General features: G+C 33.8%; 20 protein-coding genes, 1 pseudogene and 1 other annotated feature. Of the genes and pseudogenes, 18 read left to right on the top strand and 3 right to left on the bottom strand.

Features of this window, described 5'->3' with window-relative positions; all coding sequences use genetic code 11:
• Positions 1-132 precede the first annotated feature (132 nt).
• The 11 genes and pseudogenes from FHP05_RS14805 to FHP05_RS14760 form a co-directional block, all read left to right on the top strand.
• Positions 133-264 (top strand): annotated as a pseudogene (locus FHP05_RS14805) (JAB domain-containing protein); the annotation flags it as partial.
• Between the two features lie 222 nt (positions 265-486).
• Positions 487-1,002 (top strand): GrpB family protein, encoded by a 516-nt coding sequence (locus tag FHP05_RS14800; protein WP_147670696.1) that lies wholly within the window; start codon positions 487-489, stop codon positions 1,000-1,002.
• A 133-nt stretch (positions 1,003-1,135) separates the two neighbouring features.
• A complete protein-coding gene (locus tag FHP05_RS14795) occupies positions 1,136-1,633 on the top strand; it encodes a kinase (protein WP_147670695.1) in 498 nt (165 codons plus the stop codon).
• Between the two features lie 189 nt (positions 1,634-1,822).
• The gene (locus FHP05_RS14790) at positions 1,823-2,380 is read left to right on the top strand and encodes a hypothetical protein (protein WP_147670693.1); all 558 of its coding nucleotides are present in this window, start codon (positions 1,823-1,825) and stop codon (positions 2,378-2,380) included.
• Positions 2,381-2,801: 421 nt separating this feature from the next.
• Entirely contained in the window at positions 2,802-4,664 is a 1,863-nt protein-coding gene (locus FHP05_RS14785; protein ID WP_147670691.1) for a DEAD/DEAH box helicase, read from the top strand.
• 6 nt (positions 4,665-4,670) lie between these two features.
• A complete protein-coding gene (locus FHP05_RS14780; protein ID WP_147670689.1) occupies positions 4,671-4,982 on the top strand; it encodes a hypothetical protein in 312 nt (103 codons plus the stop codon).
• A gap of 713 nt (positions 4,983-5,695) precedes the next feature.
• Entirely contained in the window at positions 5,696-6,163 is a 468-nt protein-coding gene (locus FHP05_RS14775; protein ID WP_147670687.1) for a hypothetical protein, read from the top strand.
• The gene (locus FHP05_RS14770) at positions 6,153-7,451 is read left to right on the top strand and encodes a lipase (RefSeq protein WP_147670685.1); all 1,299 of its coding nucleotides are present in this window, start codon (positions 6,153-6,155) and stop codon (positions 7,449-7,451) included. The genes FHP05_RS14775 and FHP05_RS14770 overlap by 11 nt, the downstream gene beginning before the upstream one ends.
• On the top strand, positions 7,444-7,605 hold the full coding sequence (locus tag FHP05_RS15430; RefSeq protein ID WP_191126371.1) for a hypothetical protein: 162 nt from the start codon (positions 7,444-7,446) through the stop codon (positions 7,603-7,605). Before FHP05_RS14770 ends, FHP05_RS15430 begins: the two co-directional genes overlap by 8 nt.
• A 210-nt stretch (positions 7,606-7,815) precedes the next feature.
• Positions 7,816-8,031 carry a hypothetical protein gene (locus FHP05_RS14765; protein WP_191126370.1) on the top strand — a complete coding sequence of 72 codons (216 nt, stop codon included), beginning with the start codon at positions 7,816-7,818 and terminating at the stop codon, positions 8,029-8,031.
• A gap of 496 nt (positions 8,032-8,527) precedes the next feature.
• Positions 8,528-8,989: a GNAT family N-acetyltransferase gene (locus tag FHP05_RS14760; protein WP_147670681.1), complete on the top strand. Its 462-nt coding sequence runs from the start codon at positions 8,528-8,530 to the stop codon at positions 8,987-8,989.
• A 582-nt stretch (positions 8,990-9,571) separates the two neighbouring features.
• Here FHP05_RS14760 and FHP05_RS14750 read toward each other — a convergent pair.
• Together FHP05_RS14750 and FHP05_RS14745 are read right to left on the bottom strand one after the other, a co-directional pair.
• The gene (locus FHP05_RS14750; protein WP_147670677.1) at positions 9,572-10,114 is read right to left on the bottom strand and encodes a hypothetical protein; all 543 of its coding nucleotides are present in this window, start codon (positions 10,112-10,114) and stop codon (positions 9,572-9,574) included.
• Between the two features lie 165 nt (positions 10,115-10,279).
• Positions 10,280-10,732: a MarR family winged helix-turn-helix transcriptional regulator gene (locus tag FHP05_RS14745; protein ID WP_230974019.1), complete on the bottom strand. Its 453-nt coding sequence runs from the start codon at positions 10,730-10,732 to the stop codon at positions 10,280-10,282.
• Positions 10,733-10,901: 169 nt separating this feature from the next.
• On the opposite strand from FHP05_RS14745, the gene FHP05_RS14740 reads away from it, so the two are divergent.
• Positions 10,902-11,312, top strand: a complete 411-nt coding sequence (locus tag FHP05_RS14740; protein ID WP_230974018.1) for a hotdog fold thioesterase — start codon at positions 10,902-10,904, stop codon at positions 11,310-11,312.
• Between the two features lie 70 nt (positions 11,313-11,382).
• A complete protein-coding gene (locus tag FHP05_RS14735; RefSeq protein ID WP_147670675.1) occupies positions 11,383-12,339 on the top strand; it encodes an NAD(P)H-dependent flavin oxidoreductase in 957 nt (318 codons plus the stop codon).
• Positions 12,340-12,481: 142 nt separating this feature from the next.
• Here FHP05_RS14735 and FHP05_RS14730 read toward each other — a convergent pair whose 3' ends face one another.
• The gene (locus FHP05_RS14730; protein ID WP_147670673.1) at positions 12,482-13,333 is read right to left on the bottom strand and encodes an SAM hydrolase/SAM-dependent halogenase family protein; all 852 of its coding nucleotides are present in this window, start codon (positions 13,331-13,333) and stop codon (positions 12,482-12,484) included.
• Positions 13,334-13,442: 109 nt separating this feature from the next.
• Positions 13,443-13,717: a binding site (T-box leader), on the bottom strand.
• 235 nt (positions 13,718-13,952) lie between these two features.
• On the opposite strand from FHP05_RS14730, the gene aroC reads away from it, so the two are divergent.
• The 5 genes from aroC to aroA all read left to right on the top strand — a co-directional run bounded on the left by aroC (position 13,953) and on the right by aroA (position 19,267).
• Positions 13,953-15,125, top strand: a complete 1,173-nt coding sequence (gene aroC / locus FHP05_RS14725; protein ID WP_147670671.1) for a chorismate synthase — start codon at positions 13,953-13,955, stop codon at positions 15,123-15,125.
• A gap of 3 nt (positions 15,126-15,128) precedes the next feature.
• Positions 15,129-16,202 (top strand): 3-dehydroquinate synthase, encoded by a 1,074-nt coding sequence (gene aroB / locus FHP05_RS14720; RefSeq protein WP_147670669.1) that lies wholly within the window; start codon positions 15,129-15,131, stop codon positions 16,200-16,202.
• 12 nt (positions 16,203-16,214) lie between these two features.
• A complete protein-coding gene (aroH, locus tag FHP05_RS14715) occupies positions 16,215-16,589 on the top strand; it encodes a chorismate mutase (RefSeq protein ID WP_147670667.1) in 375 nt (124 codons plus the stop codon).
• A 177-nt stretch (positions 16,590-16,766) separates the two neighbouring features.
• Positions 16,767-17,873, top strand: coding sequence for a prephenate dehydrogenase (locus FHP05_RS14710; protein ID WP_147670666.1), 1,107 nt, complete (start codon positions 16,767-16,769; stop codon positions 17,871-17,873).
• A gap of 95 nt (positions 17,874-17,968) precedes the next feature.
• Entirely contained in the window at positions 17,969-19,267 is a 1,299-nt protein-coding gene (gene aroA / locus FHP05_RS14705) for a 3-phosphoshikimate 1-carboxyvinyltransferase (protein WP_147670664.1), read from the top strand.
• Positions 19,268-19,349 lie beyond the last annotated feature (82 nt).

Here is a 19,349-nt window from a genome sequence, read left to right as displayed (position 1 = left end):
AAAAGCCTGTATCTCAAGTGATAACTAAGATACAGGCTTTAATTGTTATTTACTTTAAATACATGTTCTCAAAGTGAAAGTATTGATTATAATGGAGTTTTAATAATTTACTCTTGATAACAACCTAAACCATCGATGGAAGATATTAACGTTACAAAGAGATTAGTCGAAGCTGGAAAGTTACTAGGCATTGAAGTGCTTGATCACCTAGTAATAAATATTAATAACAGTTTTACTAGCTTGAAAGAAAGAGGCTATATTTAAAAGGGAGAAACAACTCCCTTTTTTTCTTCAAGATATACTTGGATTTGTTATTTAAAAAATGTAGTTTTTGCAGTAAGGATATTAGTGTTAAGGTATAATTAGACTATCGATTAATTTTATATTGAGGTATTTTTATTCAGTGAAATTATCAAAGCTTATTCAACGAGAAGTTTAGTTTAGCAGAGACTTAAAGAATTGACTATGTTGGAAAGAGGTGTATTTATGCGAAAGGTTGAAGTTTTGCCCCATCAAGTAGAATGGTCAAATATGTTTCGAGATGAGAGTAGGAAGATTACAAATGTATTCGAAAAAGACATTCTAAATGTATTTCATATTGGAAGCACCGCCATACCAAATATTAAAGCTAAACCAGTAATTGATATTATGGTTGAAGTCATTAACATTGAAAATGTTGATAATTTTAATAATGATATGAAGCAATTAGGCTATGAAGCACTTGGAGAAAACGGTATCCCAAATAGACGTTTTTTTAAAAAAGGTGGTGACAATAGGACTCATCATGTTCACATTTTTGAGCAAGGTAATGAGGAAATTAGTCGTCATCTAAGATTTAGAGATTATATGATAGCACATCCGGAAGAAGCTATGAAATACAGTCAATTAAAAGAATACTTGGCTGAAAAATTCCCTAATAACATTGAAAAATATATAGAGGGGAAAAACAATTACATAAAAGAGATTGATAATAAAGCAGAGAAGTGGAGTAGAACACGGTAATTTAAATAAGGCAGGAGAAATGCCTTTTCTTTTAAATGAAAGGGCAGTTATGTTCAAGGAGGAAAAATTATTTTTATATTGAAGTATTACATTAAACGAAAGAAATAAAAATAGACAACGGGCAGGTGAGTTTATGGAATCAAAGCTAATTATCATACGGGGAAATTCAGGAAGTGGAAAAACGACGACTGCGAAAAGTCTTCAAAATTATTTAGGTCACGGCACTCTCCTGGTTTCTCAAGATGTCGTTCGTCGAGATATGTTGAAGGTTCACGATAGAGATGGAAATCCTTCAATTGATTTGATTCGCCAAATTGCGGAATATGGTAAGGATAAATGTGAATTTGTTATTGTAGAAGGAATCTTGTATAAAAATCGTTATGGTGAAATGTTGAATAATCTTATCAAGTTCTATAATCAAAAAGTATATACATATTATTTTGATTTATCCTTTGAGGAAACAGTCAAACGTCACAACTCTCGTTCAAAAAAGATGGAGTTTGGAGAAGAATCTTTACGGCACTGGTGGAATCCAAATGATTATCTTGGAGTACATGGAGAAACATTATTTACTAATGATATGGCACACAATGATGTATTGAAACTGATTTTAAATCAACTACAAAAGTAATTATCTCCTATCGCTTCGTTAACTACCACCAAAAGTTTAAACTCGAAAATCTTAAAAAAGACAAAAACAAACTAGACCCACCATCAAAACTGTTACTGTAATTTATGGTAGAATAAAGCACTAACAATATAGATGTTTAGTAAAATCAAGATTTGATTTAAATAACTAAGTATAGAAAGGATAATATCTTTGAACAGATCTGTATTTGAAATGCATTGGCAATATTATCTGTCCATTGAAAAAATGTTAGTAAAAACTAATCAGTATGTAACACACTCTAAAAAGAATAAAGATGCTTATTCCGATGAGTTTGCATCTATTATATTGCTATCCTGTTCAGAACTAGATTCATTATTTAGGCAACTTTGCGATAATTATGGTATTCAAAGTGAAAGTAAATATTTTAAAATGAAAGATTATGCCCGAGTAATTGGAAAGTATTTTGGGAATGATTTCGGTCTTGCAACGGGTATAAATACTATAAACGATGACAGTATAATAATTTTCCCTTTTGAATATATCGATGCAACAAAACCATATGCTAATTTGAAGTGGTGGAAAGATTACCAATTGATTAAACACGATAGAATTAAAAATGTCACAAAAGGAAACTTACTAAACGCGGTGAACTCAGTAGCAGCTCAATTTATCATTTTGAGAGAATTAATTGAGTTTATTGATGATTCCAACGGAAAAGAATATATAAGGAAAAATTACTGGTCTGAGTATTGGGTGCCAGTCGTATAAAGAAGTAATAACTGAACCCAGTTGTTTTAGAACTGCCAGGAGCTTCGAATATATCACCATCTATACATGGGTATTATATTTAGTGGCTTTTGATACACCGAAAATATACTGCATTTACATATATTAATTAAATGCTAAATAAAATATATTATAAGGTAAAAAGAAAAATATTTAATAATGTTTCAGAGGATTAACTAAATAAATTGTAATGTTTTAAAAAACAGAGATTAGTAAAATGTATGCCTTTTAATAAAGTTATTATATTTTGCTTTTCTAGTAATAGTAACGTCTCCGAGGGACTCTGTATAAAGACATCTTATAGTAACTAATCGGAACTTAATGTATAATTGAATTGATAGATTACTTGAATAATTTCATTACCAGTCAATTGTTAGGAAAAATATTTATAGGGGGTACCAAATTGAGTTATTATTTTAAAGAGGTAAGAGCTTTTATCTCAACAAATATATCACTTAGAAAACCTCAAAGATTAGCACATAAAAGATTAAAAGAAAGTTTTTTAGAGGGAAAGGATACACATAAAATTATTGTCCTTCCAACAGGTGCAGGAAAAACAGGTGTAATTGGATTAGCACCATTTGAAATAAGTGATGGAAAAGTACTTGTGATAACACCGAGTTTAGTAATTCGAGAAGGGATATCTGATGACTTTGACACGCGTACTCAATATAATTTTTGGACAAAAAGAAATGTTATTTTAAATGATGAGAATTTACCTTCAGTTTATAGATACGCTGGATATAATACTAGTGGTGATAAAAAGAGGGTAATGAGATATTTGAATAATGCTCATATTGTAGTAGCTAATATTCATAAGGTGTATAACAAAAACTCAAAGAAAGCGCTAACAGATATATTAGATAAGGACTTTTTCGATATGATTATTATCGATGAAGCTCATCACTCTGCAGCAGATTCATGGTTAAAAACATTAGAACACTTTTCTGCTAAAAAAATAGTTAAGCTCACGGCTACTCCATTTAGGTCTGACGAAAAAGAATTAGATGGAGATATAGTGTATGAATATTCAATGGCAGATGCAATTAATAATAAATATATTAAAAATGTGGTTTCAGAGGATTATACCAATGAAGAATTGAAATTTATACTAGATGGAGAAGAAGTAGATAAAGAGACTGCTTTAGATATTATGGATAAAAACTGGGTATCTCGATCAGTAGCCTACTCAAAAGGGTGTAGTAAAACTATTGTAGATATGAGTCTGAAAACACTTAGAGAAAAAAGAACTAACGGAAATGCTCATCATCAAATTATTGCAGTTGCTTGTAGCATTGAGCATGCTAAACAAATAATGGAACTTTATGAGGAGGTCGGTCTAAGTGCTGCATATGTAACAAGTGACCGTCCAGAGGAGTCAGAAAAGGCGATAATTGAATTTAAAAAAGGACAAATAGACGTATTAGTTAATGTAAACATGCTTGGTGAAGGTTTTGATCATCCTAATATTAGTATCGCCGCTATCTTTAGGCCTTTTAGAACATTGCCTCCCTATGCTCAGTTTATAGGTAGAGCTCTAAGGAGAATACAGGAAGAAAACACAATAGATGATATCGATAATGTGGCACATGTTATATATCACAAAGAATTAGATTTAGACGAATTATGGAGTTATTACACCGGACAAAAAGAAAAAGCAGACAGAAAAAAAGGGATTTTAAGAGAATATGATGAAATTATATCTGAAAAGAATTTTGATGTTGGAAGAGTAAAGGTAGAAGGCGGAGTAGTTAAAAATACAAAAGAATTTTTGAGTGACGGAATAGGTAACCAATATAAGGTTGCTTTAAATAAAGTAATTAAAGATAGAGATGAAGAACTAAAGTCTACTGCCAAAAAAATGAAAGAGTCCGGAGTGTCTGAAGAAGACATAAAAGACTTTATTCATCAACAAAGACGAAAGTTAGAAAATGAAATAGATGAAAAAGCTAACAAATTAAGGGAGGAATTAATTAGGGAAGAATTACATGAGATACATAAAGAAGATATTGCTAATCAAGTTGAATACTTATTCGAAAAAACAAAAGTAGATTCAAAAGGGGATGAACTCCCATCTAAATCCAATAATCCCATTTATTCTTCAGCCAAAACTAACGACGCTTATGTTATGATGTATATTAACTTTAATTTAAAGCAAAAATTAAAACGAGGCATAGATGAGTGGGAAACATATGACTTTGAGGAAGCAAGAAAGTTACTACCAGGTGTAATTGAAAAATTAAATAAAAAACTTAATGAAAGGTAGATGAATATGAACAGTGTTAAAAAAGCTGCTGAATATTTAATGTATAAAGGACCAACATTAAACGAATTAATTCTTGAAGCAGGGGAAAAAAAATTTGCATATACCGTAAAAAATATTGAAAATGATGTTGTCCTAGAAGTGAAATCAAACACCTCGTATGATTTAGAGATAATTGATAGGTATTGGTATAATTCTGACAATGAGCTTTATAAACAGACATTAACTATGAGGGATAAAGAAAAAGTTATTTTTGACAAATATCAAGAAGCAAAAATTTTATTAGAAGCAATTAAACCAAATGTTAGTTTGATTTCATAATTTGTTAATTGTAAGGTAACAGAAGGATTTATTATCCGGCTTTTACTTTTGGTTAACCTAAAAATATAGACACAAACTTCGTTTATATTCCATGGTTTTATATGTCGTTTATAATCAATTTATTTTCGATTCGTTAATTTTCCTAGGTTTCAAATGCTAAATCACTTATGATTTTTCGTTTTCCCATGTAAGTTAAATCATACATTGATAATAATTTGAATGGGAAATATTATTGAAGATAGAGCTATATGTTAGAAACAAAAGAATAATTAGTATTGTATTCAACCAACATCCATCAGTTTGGTTCAAATTGGTTCTAGTAACATCAATTTCAATCCTTTTTCATACAATTTCATCCATATAACATATCCCGAAATGTTGATATAAAAGGATTTAAACGGATTAGGTACGCTTAGAATTCACGAGTATATTTCTCAAAACGTTAATCTTATATTATCGTATTCAAAACCCTTTCTCACTTTTGTGGGAGAGGGTTTTTGTGTATTGTATATGTATTTCTTTAACTATAAAGAGGTAATGAATATAAACCTCAACAAATCTATTTAAATCTAAAACTGTGTATATTTAATCAAAGTTGCATTCGAATCATCCATCTTAAGATTCCAAAAGGCGAGGACTGTTTAAGAACAGAATTGTCATTTTTATGCAAGTATAGTAACTTTATGTATAACTAGAACATAAAAGGGCGGGAAGTGGCAGAAGAAGGTACTAAATTATCTTATAAAAGAGAGAGGATTAGTGATATGAGAAAAAAAAGGCTGTATGTCATCATTGGTTTTTTATTAGTAGTCACAATAATTGGAGTAGGAGGGAAAATGTATATGGACAAACAAAACAGAAACGACATAAACATAGATAAAAAGGTTGAACAAAAAATTGCAAAGGAATTTGCAACTAACTATATTGCACCGAATGATAAAGAGATAAGTGAAATCGCCTTTTATAAAGAACCAGTTGATCAGAAGGATTTTTCGGGAAATAGAAATTACTTTTTTTATTTTAATGGAAATAAGCAATGGACGGTTGGAGTCTCCGTCGAAAAAGAAACAGGCGAAATATGGGCATTTGGAAGTGATGTTATCCAACTTTCGCATAAAGAGAAACCTAAAGAGGTAAAGAATTTGACAATAAAACATTGGAGAGATAATAGTGATAACTAATGAAGATTATAAAATATTTTCTGATATATCATACTGGATTGAATCTAATAGAAATCATGTCCCTTTTATCCCTAATCAGGATGATGTTTTACACTCGAAAGATTTAAAAGGCTTATCCAAAAATTATAAAGTTCTCAAAACCGAAGACAACACCACCAACGGTATGCAAGCAATGGCTGTCGCACCAGTTAAAAATGGCAAGGCCGACACATCAGAAATTGTCATTGCTTATGCGGGAACAAATTTTGATGATGAGTTGGATTTAATGACAGATGCTCAAACAGTAGTACTTGGAAATAAGGTCTTGATTCCGGAAAGTCAACAATTAGATCTTACTAAGCATAACCAATTAGATGAGTTGGGAATTCCGAAATCCATTGAATATGTGGATGGACAAGTGATGACAGCGCAAATGTTTTTTGAAGAAATTAAAACAAACTATCCAAAAGCAACTATCACAACCACAGGGCATTCTTTAGGAGAATATATCGCATTATACATATCTGCCGAAAATGGTTTAAAGAACGTTGGGTTTAATGGACCAGATCCATATAATATATTATCCCCTAAAGCAAAAGAATGGATAAAAGAAAACCCCGGAATGTTATATAATTACAGGAATGAGGAAGATAAAATTGGCAACTATGGTGGAAATGGGACTAGAGCGGAGATTTTGGTCAATATGGATATGGGTGGTCATATCAAAGATACATTAGAATTTCATGGTTTAGGTACTTGGGAATTTGATGAGGAAGGAAAATTAGTTATTAAAGATACTTTGGAAAATAGAGAGGCTCGTCAAACAAGGGCTGAAAAGAAAATGTACTTAAAAATGAATGAATTGTCAATTTTATCCAAAAGGCTAAAGGCTAGTGGTGGTGGATTATCTTCGAACGAAGAAATATTCTTAGACAATACACAAGCATTACTAGCTGTCGATTATATTTCTAAATCAATGAAAATAGGAATTGAAACGGTTGTAAATATCTATCTAGATGCCATTGCGGAAGCGGAAGAAACATGGAAAGAAGGCATCCGACTGGCACAATCTATTGGCACAGAATTAAGTTATGATGAAATACTGAATGCTTTACAAGCAGGGGGCGTGACAAAACACTCTGTTGTATTCGAACCAGCTGCTTATTATCGGGAGAAAATATCTGAGGCACTTGAAATTGGGGGAAACTTTGACCATCTTGTGTTTGAAATAAAAGAGAGTATTCGAGAACTAGAGGAAACAGATAGAGAGTTAGCAAATCAAATTGAACAAGGGTCAATCATTGGATAAACAGGAAAAAATAGAAGAAGAATATCGCTTAAAGCGCTGGAATTATGAAGAACATGAAGATGAATTGATTAATCAAAGAGATAGGGCAGTATCTATCATAGAGGAGGTTCAAGATAGGAGTAATTATTATTTGAAAAATGTCATTCCTGATTGAGACATCCTAATGAAGGGACATAGGAAGGCAGAACATATGAAGGAAAATGTATTCGACTCAACTAGTAAAAATCTAAGAGAGCTAGCAAAGGAAATAGAAAAACTAGATGAGGAGTATTATGGTAAATGAAGGGGATTAAATGAACGTACATAGTAAAGGAGTAGTTCCCGATGTTATTAATAGATTTTAAACAATTAAAAAACGGTAGAAATGTCATGGATTCAAATCGTGGTAGCTGAGGGTATATCTTCTCAGGTAGAAAATATTCACCAGAAGTCTGAAGCAGCAGTGGCAAAAGAAGCAGCTTCTATAAAAGAGAGGCTGAACAATAGCTCTGAAAATGTAGCAAACTCAGTGAAAGGTGAATTTGGAAATCAGGTTAGAAAGGCAATTAAAATTGAATCAGAAAAAATGAATAAGCTTTAAATAGCAAGGATAGTTCAATTTTATCAAATAGCCAATCTAAAGATCTTGATTATAGGTACTAGTCTTATGCAAGTATATTTTATATATTCGCATTTACTTCTCCACAGAAATATTACTCACCCTAAAACAATGCTATAATTACTCACAAATCCAACCGCTTTATTCTCCCCCCCTCTTTTCTTCCTGTTTTTAAAATAATACTATATATTATCAATACATATTTTCTATGGAATCCGGTCAAACTGTTTAGTGGAAACAGACAGTTCGGATATTCAATCATGGTTCCTTAAATTTGATATCTGACGAATAAGTTTCACAAAGTGATGCAAAAAGAAGCAAATTAAGTCCGTACGAGTCTGTTTACATCTATATCATTCCACCTTGGCTAAGTGAGCAAGTATGAAACTGCTTTTATAATATGAGTATAAAATTGTATTTTGAATGTTTAAATTATTAGGTTAAAATTAATAAGAAACTCTATATTGGAGGTGTATAAATGAAAGAAGAAATCACTCTTAGAAAAGCAACGGAGCAAGATTTAGATAGAATTGTAGAGATGCTTGCCGATGATGTTTTAGGAAGTAAGCGTGAATGTTATCAGCATCCACTTCCGAGTAGTTACACAGAAGCATTTAAAGCTATTACATCTGATCCTAATAATGAGTTGATAGTGGCTTGTTATGCGAATGAAGTTATTGGTGTTCAACAAATTACATTTACACCATATATAACACATCAAGGTGGATGGAGAGCTACTATCGAAGGGGTTAGAACATCCTCTTCTGTACGTGGAAAAGGTGTAGGCACTAAACTTATAGAATGGGCAATTCAACGAGCAAAGGCACGTGGTTGTCATTTAATACAACTTACGACAGATAAAAAAAGAGATGATGCTTTGCGGTTTTATGAACATTTAGGTTTTAGTGCAACACATGAAGGATTAAAAATGAAGCTATAATATGTAAAAGCTATCAGAAAACCAAGGATAAATAAGAAGCGATTCGCATTGAAACAATTGTCAGACAAAGGGCTTTGTTAAATAGGCATTTTCTATGTAACGTTTGAATTAGATTGCGCTACATTAGGAGTAGAAACCGACATCAAGGTACGATGTCAATTATTGAATATGACTGTATGAAGGACAATAACAATTTGGAATAAAACTTTATGTACGAGTTAAAATGAAAAACAGAGAGTAGTACTTTGCTACTCCCTGTTAAATATTTCCATTTATAAACATATCACAAAATACTACTATTCATATAATATCCCACAAACATTATGATAAAAAAACTAAAAAACATAACAATATTACCAATGACCAAAATGTATTTTTTGGCAAGTATTCCTAAAACGGCACCAATAATAGAAAAAATAAATGTTAGTATCCATAGGGGACTTGCTATTTGAAAAAATACATTTGGGATCCATACAAGAATACTTAATAATATACAAATGAACGAAATAATTTTTAACTTTTTTTTCATAAAAAACCCATTCCTTTAGAAGAAAGACTTCATAAAATTAAACTGATTTTTAGTTAACACCCATTTACTTTCATTTGGGCTTTAAAATATAATTTTATAGCATTAGCTGCTATTTTCTCGGTAGTTTTCATTTGAAAATAATATGCATCTATTCGGTTTATTAAGCGTCTATCACTTCCACAATCAAAATAACCGTATTTTGCATAATCTTTATCGTGCATCATGCAGGAGTAATCTAAAAGATCTTTGGCAGGACCACCACCATGGCCAGGTCCGCACCAATTTCCCCAAATTGGTAATTTAAGTTTAGAAAGTTGCCATTCGTCATCAGTAGAGTCATAAGTTTCATTTATTGTATTTATTTTTTTCCCAATTTCTAAGATGAATTCAGATTGGCCGTCTTTTATTGCTTTATTTTCATCGAACCTTACATCTTTACCATCAATAATCATGTATTTATTTATCTCATTTTCTACTTCCTCGATAGTACTAGATTCATTGATTTTATGTTTTGCACTAATGGATACAGGTAAAATAAGCATAAATATCATTAATAATGATATTAGTGAGACGAAAGCTTTTTTACCTTTTTGCACACCGATTGCCTCCCTTTTTTTACTTTTTCTTTTTTCCTTCATATTTTATAATATCATCATTTTATTCGAATTTGATAAAAATATTCCGACAAATAAAGTCAATGTTTTACAGGGATTTTAATCGTTTGTCAGATTATTATAATCAAAACATTTGGTCATAAGCGTTCAATCGTAATGGGTAATGATATGTTGTACTTGTTTAAGTGTGCGTAAAAGGTACTGATAATTATCTGTTCCAATTTCAACTTCAATTTTATCTTGAACTTTCATCCAAATGGGTGTTGCTTCATGTAATTTTTTGGTGCCAATCGATGTTAAAGAAACACATTTTGATCTAGAATCATGTGTATCTCTTTCTACATGAACAAATTTATTTTTGACAAGAACATTTACGTTTCGGGTGATGGTCGTTTGATCTAACATCATGACATCACTTAATTCGCTGATCGATAGCTTTTTATATTGATAAATATTAACGAGCATATAGTATTGTGTAATTTTTAATCCCGTTGGTTGAAGTAATTGGTTATATAATTGTGTCAGAGAGCGGGATACAGTGCGCAAATTTGCACAAGCACATGCTTGTAATATACTTTCAACTTCTGATTTTTCCATCATGTCGTCTCCTCCAAAATTTTTATAATGTTTTAAATATTATATTGACAGAAAATAAAAAAATGAATATGATACATGTATATACATGTAATTGTAACGTCCGATTTAAATTTATTTTTATTGTATACGAAAAAATTCATTATTGCTAATGATTGAGAAAGGAAGATATGAAGTGGAATATGATAAATTGTTAAGGCAATTAAATCTTGATGAAAGCTTACTTGGTACTTTAGGTATTGAATTTGAACAATTTACACCAGACTGTGTTATTTGTACGATGCCTGTTGATACTCGAACAGTTCAACCATTTGGTCTTTTACATGGTGGAGCTTCTGTCGCGTTAGCTGAAACTGCAGCAAGTTTTGGGACAGCGATCAACATCGATTTATCGACGCATGTACCTGTTGGATTAGAAATTAACGCGAACCATATTCGAGGGAAAAGAGAGGGGATAGTAAAGGCAGTCGCAACTCCTTTACATAAAGGAAGAACGACGATGGTATGGGATATTCGATTGACTGATGAAGAAGAACGCCTCATTTGTATATCTCGTTGTACGGTTGCTATTATTAAAAAAAGATAAAAGAAATATTTGTTTTGAAGATGTTTTCGAATGATTTGGAAACGCTTACCAACAAAGAGGGGGAATTGAAATGACAAATTTAATGGAATTGAAAAAAAGTATGAGAATCCCAGTAATTGGTTCGCCGATGTTTATCATTAGTAATCCGAAACTTGTCATCGAACAATGTAAAGCAGGCATTGTAGGTGCAATGCCTGCACTTAACGCAAGACCGTCTTCCCAACTGGATGAATGGCTTGCAGAAATTACAGAAGAGCTTGCGAGCTATAATGCGAAAAATCCAGAACGACCGGCAGCACCTTTTGCAATTAACCAAATTGTCCATCGTTCGAATACACGTCTTGAAGAAGATATGGAAATTTGCAAAAAATACAAAGTACCTATTATTATTACTTCACTCGGTGCAAGGGAAGAGATATACCAAGAGACACAAAGTTATGGTGGAGTTGTATTGCATGATGTGATCAATAATATGTTTGCAAAAAAGGCGATTAAAAAAGGAGCAGACGGTTTAATCGCAGTGGCAGCAGGTGCTGGAGGGCATGCTGGTCCGAAAAGTCCATTTGCGCTTATTCAAGAAATTCGTGAATGGTTTGATGGGCCGCTTGCACTTGCAGGCTCTATTGCAACGGGAGGTAGCATTTTAGCAGCCGAATCGATGGGAGCGGATTTTGCTTATATCGGTTCACCGTTTATCGCAACACATGAAGCGAGAGCAATCGATGAATATAAACAAGCTATCGTTGAAGGGACTTCGGATGATATCGTCTATAGCAATTATTTTACAGGTGTGCACGGAAACTATTTAGCGCCATCCATTCGTGAAGCGGGAATGGACCCGGATAATTTACCAGAAAGTGATCCATCAAAAATGGATTTTGGCGGAAATGCTGCAGCAAAAGCGTGGAAAGATATTTGGGGTTGTGGTCAGGGAATTGGAACCATTAAAAAAGTACAACATACGAAAGATTACGTTACTCAATTAGAAGAGCAATACAAAGAAGCGAGAGAGAGACTGTTGAAGTAATAATTATATTTGTGAATAAAGGATACTTTTATATATTAGAACAATATTTAAACCCATTATCCTTTTATCGTAGAAGAGGATAATGGGTTTCTAAAGTTATTTAGGAGCTGCAGAATATCTGTTATATTTTAATTTTTACCTATTATTGTTTAGTATTAACCTTTCGAATGGTTATTTTCCAATTCGCTCCGGTTCCAATATGGTAGGCCTTCGCAAATGATCCTTGATTAATAGCAACCCCTAATTTATTGACAGAGTTTACATAAATGAGAGGTTCACCTAATCGACTGTCCGAAAAGGATTTACCAAATGTCATGGCATTTTTGTACACAAGGCGTTCATTCGTCTCTATTGTCACTTCTAATAAATCTCCATACTCCATCCTTGATTGAGTAAACAATTCACGGTTTATATTTGTCCATAGGTTACCAAAGCGTACATCAAGAATATCAATAGTTCCTGTCACAATGCCATCACATGCTTGGGCTTTTGGATTTGATAATTCCACAATATCATTCACATTTAATTTACGCCCAACTTCTTCAAAGGAAATTACATCAGCAGCAAGTCTTGCTCCTGTATAAGCATAAATATCTCGTCCATGAAATGTGTAAGACTCTCCGGAGTTTGGCAGACGATTGATTGACTCATCGATTTCTCTTATTTCTTCAATACCAATATTTTGCAGTATATGTGTCAATGTACCATTATCTGGGGTAACAATATATTGATTATGGACCGTTTTGGCTACAACACTTAAGCGATCTGTACCGACCCCTGGATCAACCACGGATACAAATACGGTTTCTTCCGGCCAATAAGATATGGTTTGGTATAATCGGTAAGAACCTTCCCAAATATTGTACTGGGGAATTTCATGTGTTAAATCAAATATTTTCAAATCTGGATCGACAGATAAACTAACGCCATACATTGCACTAACTGCACCATCACATAGCCCAAAATCTGATTGTAATACTAAATGTTTACTCATTTTTGAATTCCTCCTTATTTGTATAAAAAATATTTTCTATTCGTTAAATAGTAGTACTTATTATCTCTTTTTCTAAAAAAAAAACCCACATCCTTTATCGATAATGAACGATAAGGACGTGGGTTTTATACGTGTTACCACCTTATTTTACTATTTGCTCACACAAATAGACTCTGTAAGTACGCAAATGCTAATAAACATTTTAAATACTCTGGTATAGTTAACGGGTACCAAATCCCGTCGGAACCTAATAATACATTAAATGTATGTTCAGCACGAAACTCTGAGACCATTTTTCGGATTTTTTATTTTTACTTCTTTTCACCTACCGAAGCTCTCTGTGAAAAATTACAAAATCCTACTTTTTCTCGTCACTGTTTTTAAGAACATATTTAATTTTAGGAACAATTATACGAATAGAATAAAAGGTTGTCAAGGAAATATGTACGAGGATGCAATGGAATATTTCATTTTTTATCATTTTCTTTTTATACTTTTAATATATGGAGGTGTAAAATAGTAATTATATATAGAAAATTTTGATTAAAGTCTATGTTTATTTTCGTACCTATGTTATATTTGTAAATAAACCTTTAATGGAATGAAGGGAGAAAGCATTGTGAGATATTTAACAGCAGGGGAATCACACGGTCCCCAATTAACAACAATTATCGAAGGGTTACCGGCAGGAATGTCAATAATTGCAGATGATATTAATAAAGAATTAGCGCGAAGACAAAAAGGATATGGGCGCGGTAGAAGAATGCAAATTGAAAAGGATAAAGTACATATTACGAGCGGTGTTAGACATGGATATACACTTGGATCTCCAGTTGCTTTAACTGTTAAAAACAATGATTGGAAGCGCTGGACGGATATTATGGGCCAAGAGCCATTATCGGCAGATGAGGAAGGAGAAGTGAGAAGGCAAGTTACACGACCACGGCCAGGGCATGCGGATCTAAATGGTGCACTAAAATACGGTCATCGTGATATGAGAAACGTATTAGAGCGTTCATCCGCAAGAGAGACAACGGTGCGTGTAGCAGCAGGTGCAGTCGCAAAAAAACTATTGTCACTACTAGATATTGAAATTGCTTGTCATGTTGTAGAAATCGGGGGAATTCAAGCTGGTCCTGCGAATTACGAATCGATTACACAATTACAAGAAATAACAGAGGCTTCTTCTGTACGTGTATTTGATCGTTCCGTAGAAAAGGAGATGGAACAGTGTATTGACAAAGCAAAAGAAGAAGGAGACTCCATTGGTGGTATTGTCGAAGTAATTGTCGAAGGAGTGCCGGCAGGAGTCGGTAGTTATGTACATTATGATCGTAAATTAGATGCAAAACTTGCTAGTGCAATCGTAAGTATTAATGCATTTAAAGGTGCAGAAATAGGGATTGGTTTTGAGGCTGCAAAGAAACCAGGAAGCGCAGTACATGATGAAATTACTTGGACAAAGGAAAAGGGATACTTTCGAAAGACAAACCGACTTGGTGGATTTGAAGGCGGTATGACGACAGGAATGCCTATTATTGTTCGAGGTGTCATGAAGCCAATTCCAACATTATATAAGCCACTACAAAGTGTTGATATTGATACAAAGGAACCATTTAAAGCCAGTGTTGAACGTAGTGATAGTTGTGCAGTACCAGCTGCGTCCGTTGTTGCAGAACATGTTGTTGCATGGGAAGTGGCCAAGGCAATTGTTGAACAGTTTCCTAGTGATCGGTTTGACACGTTGAAAAAGGCAATCGATGAATACCGTCAATCTGCGAAGGAGTTTTAGGTCATGGAGCAAATTCCTGTTATAACAAATGCAAAACAATACAAGGTTTTTCTTGGTTCTCATATTCTTGAAGAGTTATTACCATTTATCAAACAGGAAATCGATGAATATACGAAAATATTTATTTTAACAGATGAAACTGTTGGCCCACTTCATTTAGAAAAATTGATGCAAGCATTAAAGGGCGAGGACATCGTTGTTTATACTGTACCAAGTGGAGAGAAGGCAAAAACATTTGATGTCTATTATAATTGCCTCACTTTTGCACTTGAAAATAAACTAGATCGCAAATCGTTATTACTTGCTTTTGGTGGTGGAGCGGTTGGTGATCTCGGTGGTTTTGTTGCAGCAACATTTCTAAGAGGTATTCGCTTTATTCAAATCCCCACAACGATTTTGGCACATGATAGTGCAGTTGGTGGGAAAGTAGCTATTAATCATCCACTTGGTAAAAATATGATTGGTGCCTTTTATCAGCCAGAAGCAGTTTTTTATGATTTGAGTTTTATCAACACATTACCGAAGCGGGAAGTACGTTCCGGATTTGCAGAAGTTATCAAACATGCACTCATTCATGATGAGGCCTTTTATAGACAATTACAAACAGAGGTACCTTCTTTTGAATTCCTTACTGGTAACACGTTGCTTCATGCCTTAAAAAAAGGAATTGAAGTAAAAAGTAAGATTGTAAAAAAAGATGAAAAAGAATTAGGAATTAGGGCCTATTTAAATTTTGGTCATACATTAGGGCATGCCATTGAAGCAGAAGCTGGTTATGGTGTGATGGCTCATGGGGAAGCAGTGCTAATAGGGATGTTATTTGCTTTAAAATTAAGTAAGGACAAATTAGGTCTTTCTTTTAATGAAAAAGAGTTGATTGAATGGGTAGGACAACTAGGTTATGAAACTAGCATAAACAAACAATTTTCACCTGAAAAATTACTTCAACGGATGTTACAAGATAAAAAAACAATCGGCCAAGAAGTGCGATTTGTTTTGTTAAAGGAAATCGGTAAACCAGTAGTTGTCACAATAAATCATGATGACTTATTGATGCATTTAAAACAATTTTCATAAGGGGGGAGTAGTATGATTCGTGGAATCAGAGGGGCGACGACAGTAAAGGAAAATAATACAGAAGAGATTGTTGAAAAAACGGAGGAATTAGTCCGTACTATGATCGCTGAAAATAAGATTGATCCATCAGACGTTTCTTCTGTAATTATATCTGTTACAGAGGATATTACCGCAACATTTCCGGCAAAAGCACTTCGATTGGTTGATGGTTGGACATACGTTCCTGTGATGTGTATGAGGGAAATTCCCGTTCCTGATTCTTTGCCGAAATGTATTCGTATTATGATGCATGTAAATACCATTGCTTCCCAGAAGGAAATTTCTCACGTTTATTTAGAAGATGCGATTAACTTAAGACCAGACTTAATAAGTGAAAAAAATCAGTGAAATATGCATGATGTAATGAGGTAAGCGACTATTAAAATTAATTCCTTACCAACTAAAGAAAGATGTTGGATTGTTTGGTAAAGAAAAATTAATTATTTATGGAACTGTTCAAGTTCTATTCATATATTTGGAATTTTACGTGTACACACTTTGTTATTATAGGAGGTGAGGCTTAAGATGAAAGGGAAAGTTTTACTCATTGGTCTGGGGCTAATTGGTGGTTCTTTAGCATTGGCGATGAGAAGATCTCATAAGGACATAATAATTATGGGCTATGATGTGAATAAAGAACAATGTAGATTAGCAAAAAAGCTACAGGTCATTGATGAGGAATGCGTAACAATAGAAGATGGCGCAAAAGAAGCAGACCTTGTGATTATTGCAACACCAGTAAATATTACTCCATCAATTATCGCTACGCTTGCAAACTGTACGTTGAAGGAAAATGTGATTGTAACAGATGTAGGCAGCACAAAGCAAAAAATTGTAAAAGCTTCCACAATTCTGCGAGAAAATGGAATTACATTTATAGGTGGCCACCCGATGGCTGGTTCCCATAAAAGTGGTGTAATTGCTGCGAAAGAAAGACTATTTGAAAATGCCTTCTACTTATTGACACCGACAGATGGTATCCCAATGGAAAAGGTCGAGCAACTAAAAGAATGGTTGGCTGGAACGAATGCGAAATTCCTTCACATTTCTCCAAAAGAGCATGATTATATTACAGGTGTTATTAGTCACTTTCCCCATATAATTGCTGCCTCACTTGTCCATCAGGCAGAACAAGCGAATAACGGAAAAAATCTTGTTAATCGTCTTGCTGCAGGGGGATTTCGTGATATTACGAGGATTGCTTCCAGTAGCCCAGATATGTGGCGTGATATTTTACTTCATAATAAAGATGTGATGCTTCGGCTTTTATCTGAATGGAGACAGGAGATGGAGCGGGTGGAGCAACTATTGCATGAAGAAAATGAGACAGGTATTTATGATTATTTTTTTCAAGCAAAGGAAACTCGTGATCAGTTACCAACTAATAAAAAAGGTGCTATTCATAGTTTTTATGACTTATTTGTTGATGTGCCTGACTATCCTGGGGTCATTTCAGAAATCACCGGTTATTTGGCAATTGAGGATATTAGTATTACAAATATCCGCATTTTAGAAACACGTGAAGATATATATGGTGTACTCGTTATTAGCTTCCAAACGGATGACGATCGTAAGCGTGCTGTCCACTGTATTGAGCATTACACAGACTATATGACTTCATTTGGACCGTAAGTAAATATGAAATCCCTTCCCAAAATATTTTAAAATATAATAAGAGCTTGTCCAATCATAGTAGAAATAGTATTTAATAACGGGAGAGGTGTGTGGTGGAGATTGTAGAATTACCATATAATGTAGAGGCTTTATCGGGAAAATTAGCAGTTCCAGGAGATAAATCGATTTCTCATCGTTCAATTATGTTCGGTGCATTAGCCAAAGGTAAAACAACAGTTACAAACTTTTTATTCGGTGATGACTGTATCAGTACAATGCGTATTTTTCAGCAATTGGGCGTAGAGATAGAGGTAGTAGAGGAAAGTATTGTGATTCACGGTAATGGCTTTGATGGATTGAAAGAACCTAAAAGTATTTTAGATGTAGGAAACTCTGGGACAACCATTCGTTTATTACTCGGTATATTGGCTGGCCGTCCTTTTCATAGTTGTATCATTGGTGATGAGTCCATTGCAAAACGCCCCATGACACGGGTGACTATTCCCTTACAAGAAATGGGTGCCTATATAGATGGAAGACAAGGTGGAGATTTAACGCCGCTTTCTATTAGAGGTGGTGATTTACAAGGTATGACATACCAGTTACCTGTCGCAAGTGCTCAGGTGAAATCCGCCATTTTATTAGCAGGGATACAAGCACAAGGTGAAACAACAGTCATTGAAAAGGAACGAACAAGAGATCATACGGAGAGAATGATTCGCCATTTTGGAGGAGTAGTTGAATCTAATGATTTGACCATTCGCATACCGGGTGAACAAACATTAGTAGGAACAGATGTGTTCGTTCCAGGTGATATTTCCTCAGCTGCCTTTTGGCTTGTTGCAGGGGCAATTGTACCGAATGCAAAGCTTACCTTAAAAAATGTAGGTTTAAATGAAACGAGGACAGGCATCATTGAAGCTATGAAAAAGATGGGTGCTAATATAACTGTTTCTATCACAACTGAGCCAAATTATTTTGAACCAATAGGAAACATTACTGTACAATCATCCACACTAAAAAGCACAGTTATTGACGGAGATATTATACCAAGGTTAATTGATGAGATTCCTGTGATTGCCTTACTCGCCACCCAAGCAGAGGGAACGACTGTGATTAAAGATGCTGAAGAGTTAAAGGTAAAAGAAACTAATCGAATTGATACAGTTGTAAATGAATTGAAGAAGCTTGGAGCAGATATCGAGGCAACCCACGATGGCATGATTATTCGTGGGAAGACAAGATTACATGGTGGTTGTACGGTGTCCAGCCATGGTGATCACCGAATTGGTATGATGCTTGCGATTGCCGCATTAATTTGTCAAGAAGGTGTGAAATTAGAAGATACGAAGTCAATCTCCATTTCTTATCCTGAGTTTTTTAATGATATGGAAAAGTTAATTGACCAATAATAAAGGAGAAAAAACATAAAAAACGTTTGGGATTATTCCAAACGTTTTTTAAATAGCTTTTATCATTTCGAAATTGGAAATC

It is taken from the genome of Cerasibacillus terrae, from assembly GCF_008039555.1.
GTDB lineage: Bacteria > Bacillota > Bacilli > Bacillales > Amphibacillaceae > Cerasibacillus > Cerasibacillus terrae.
This window is presented reverse-complemented; position numbering and strand designations above follow the sequence as displayed.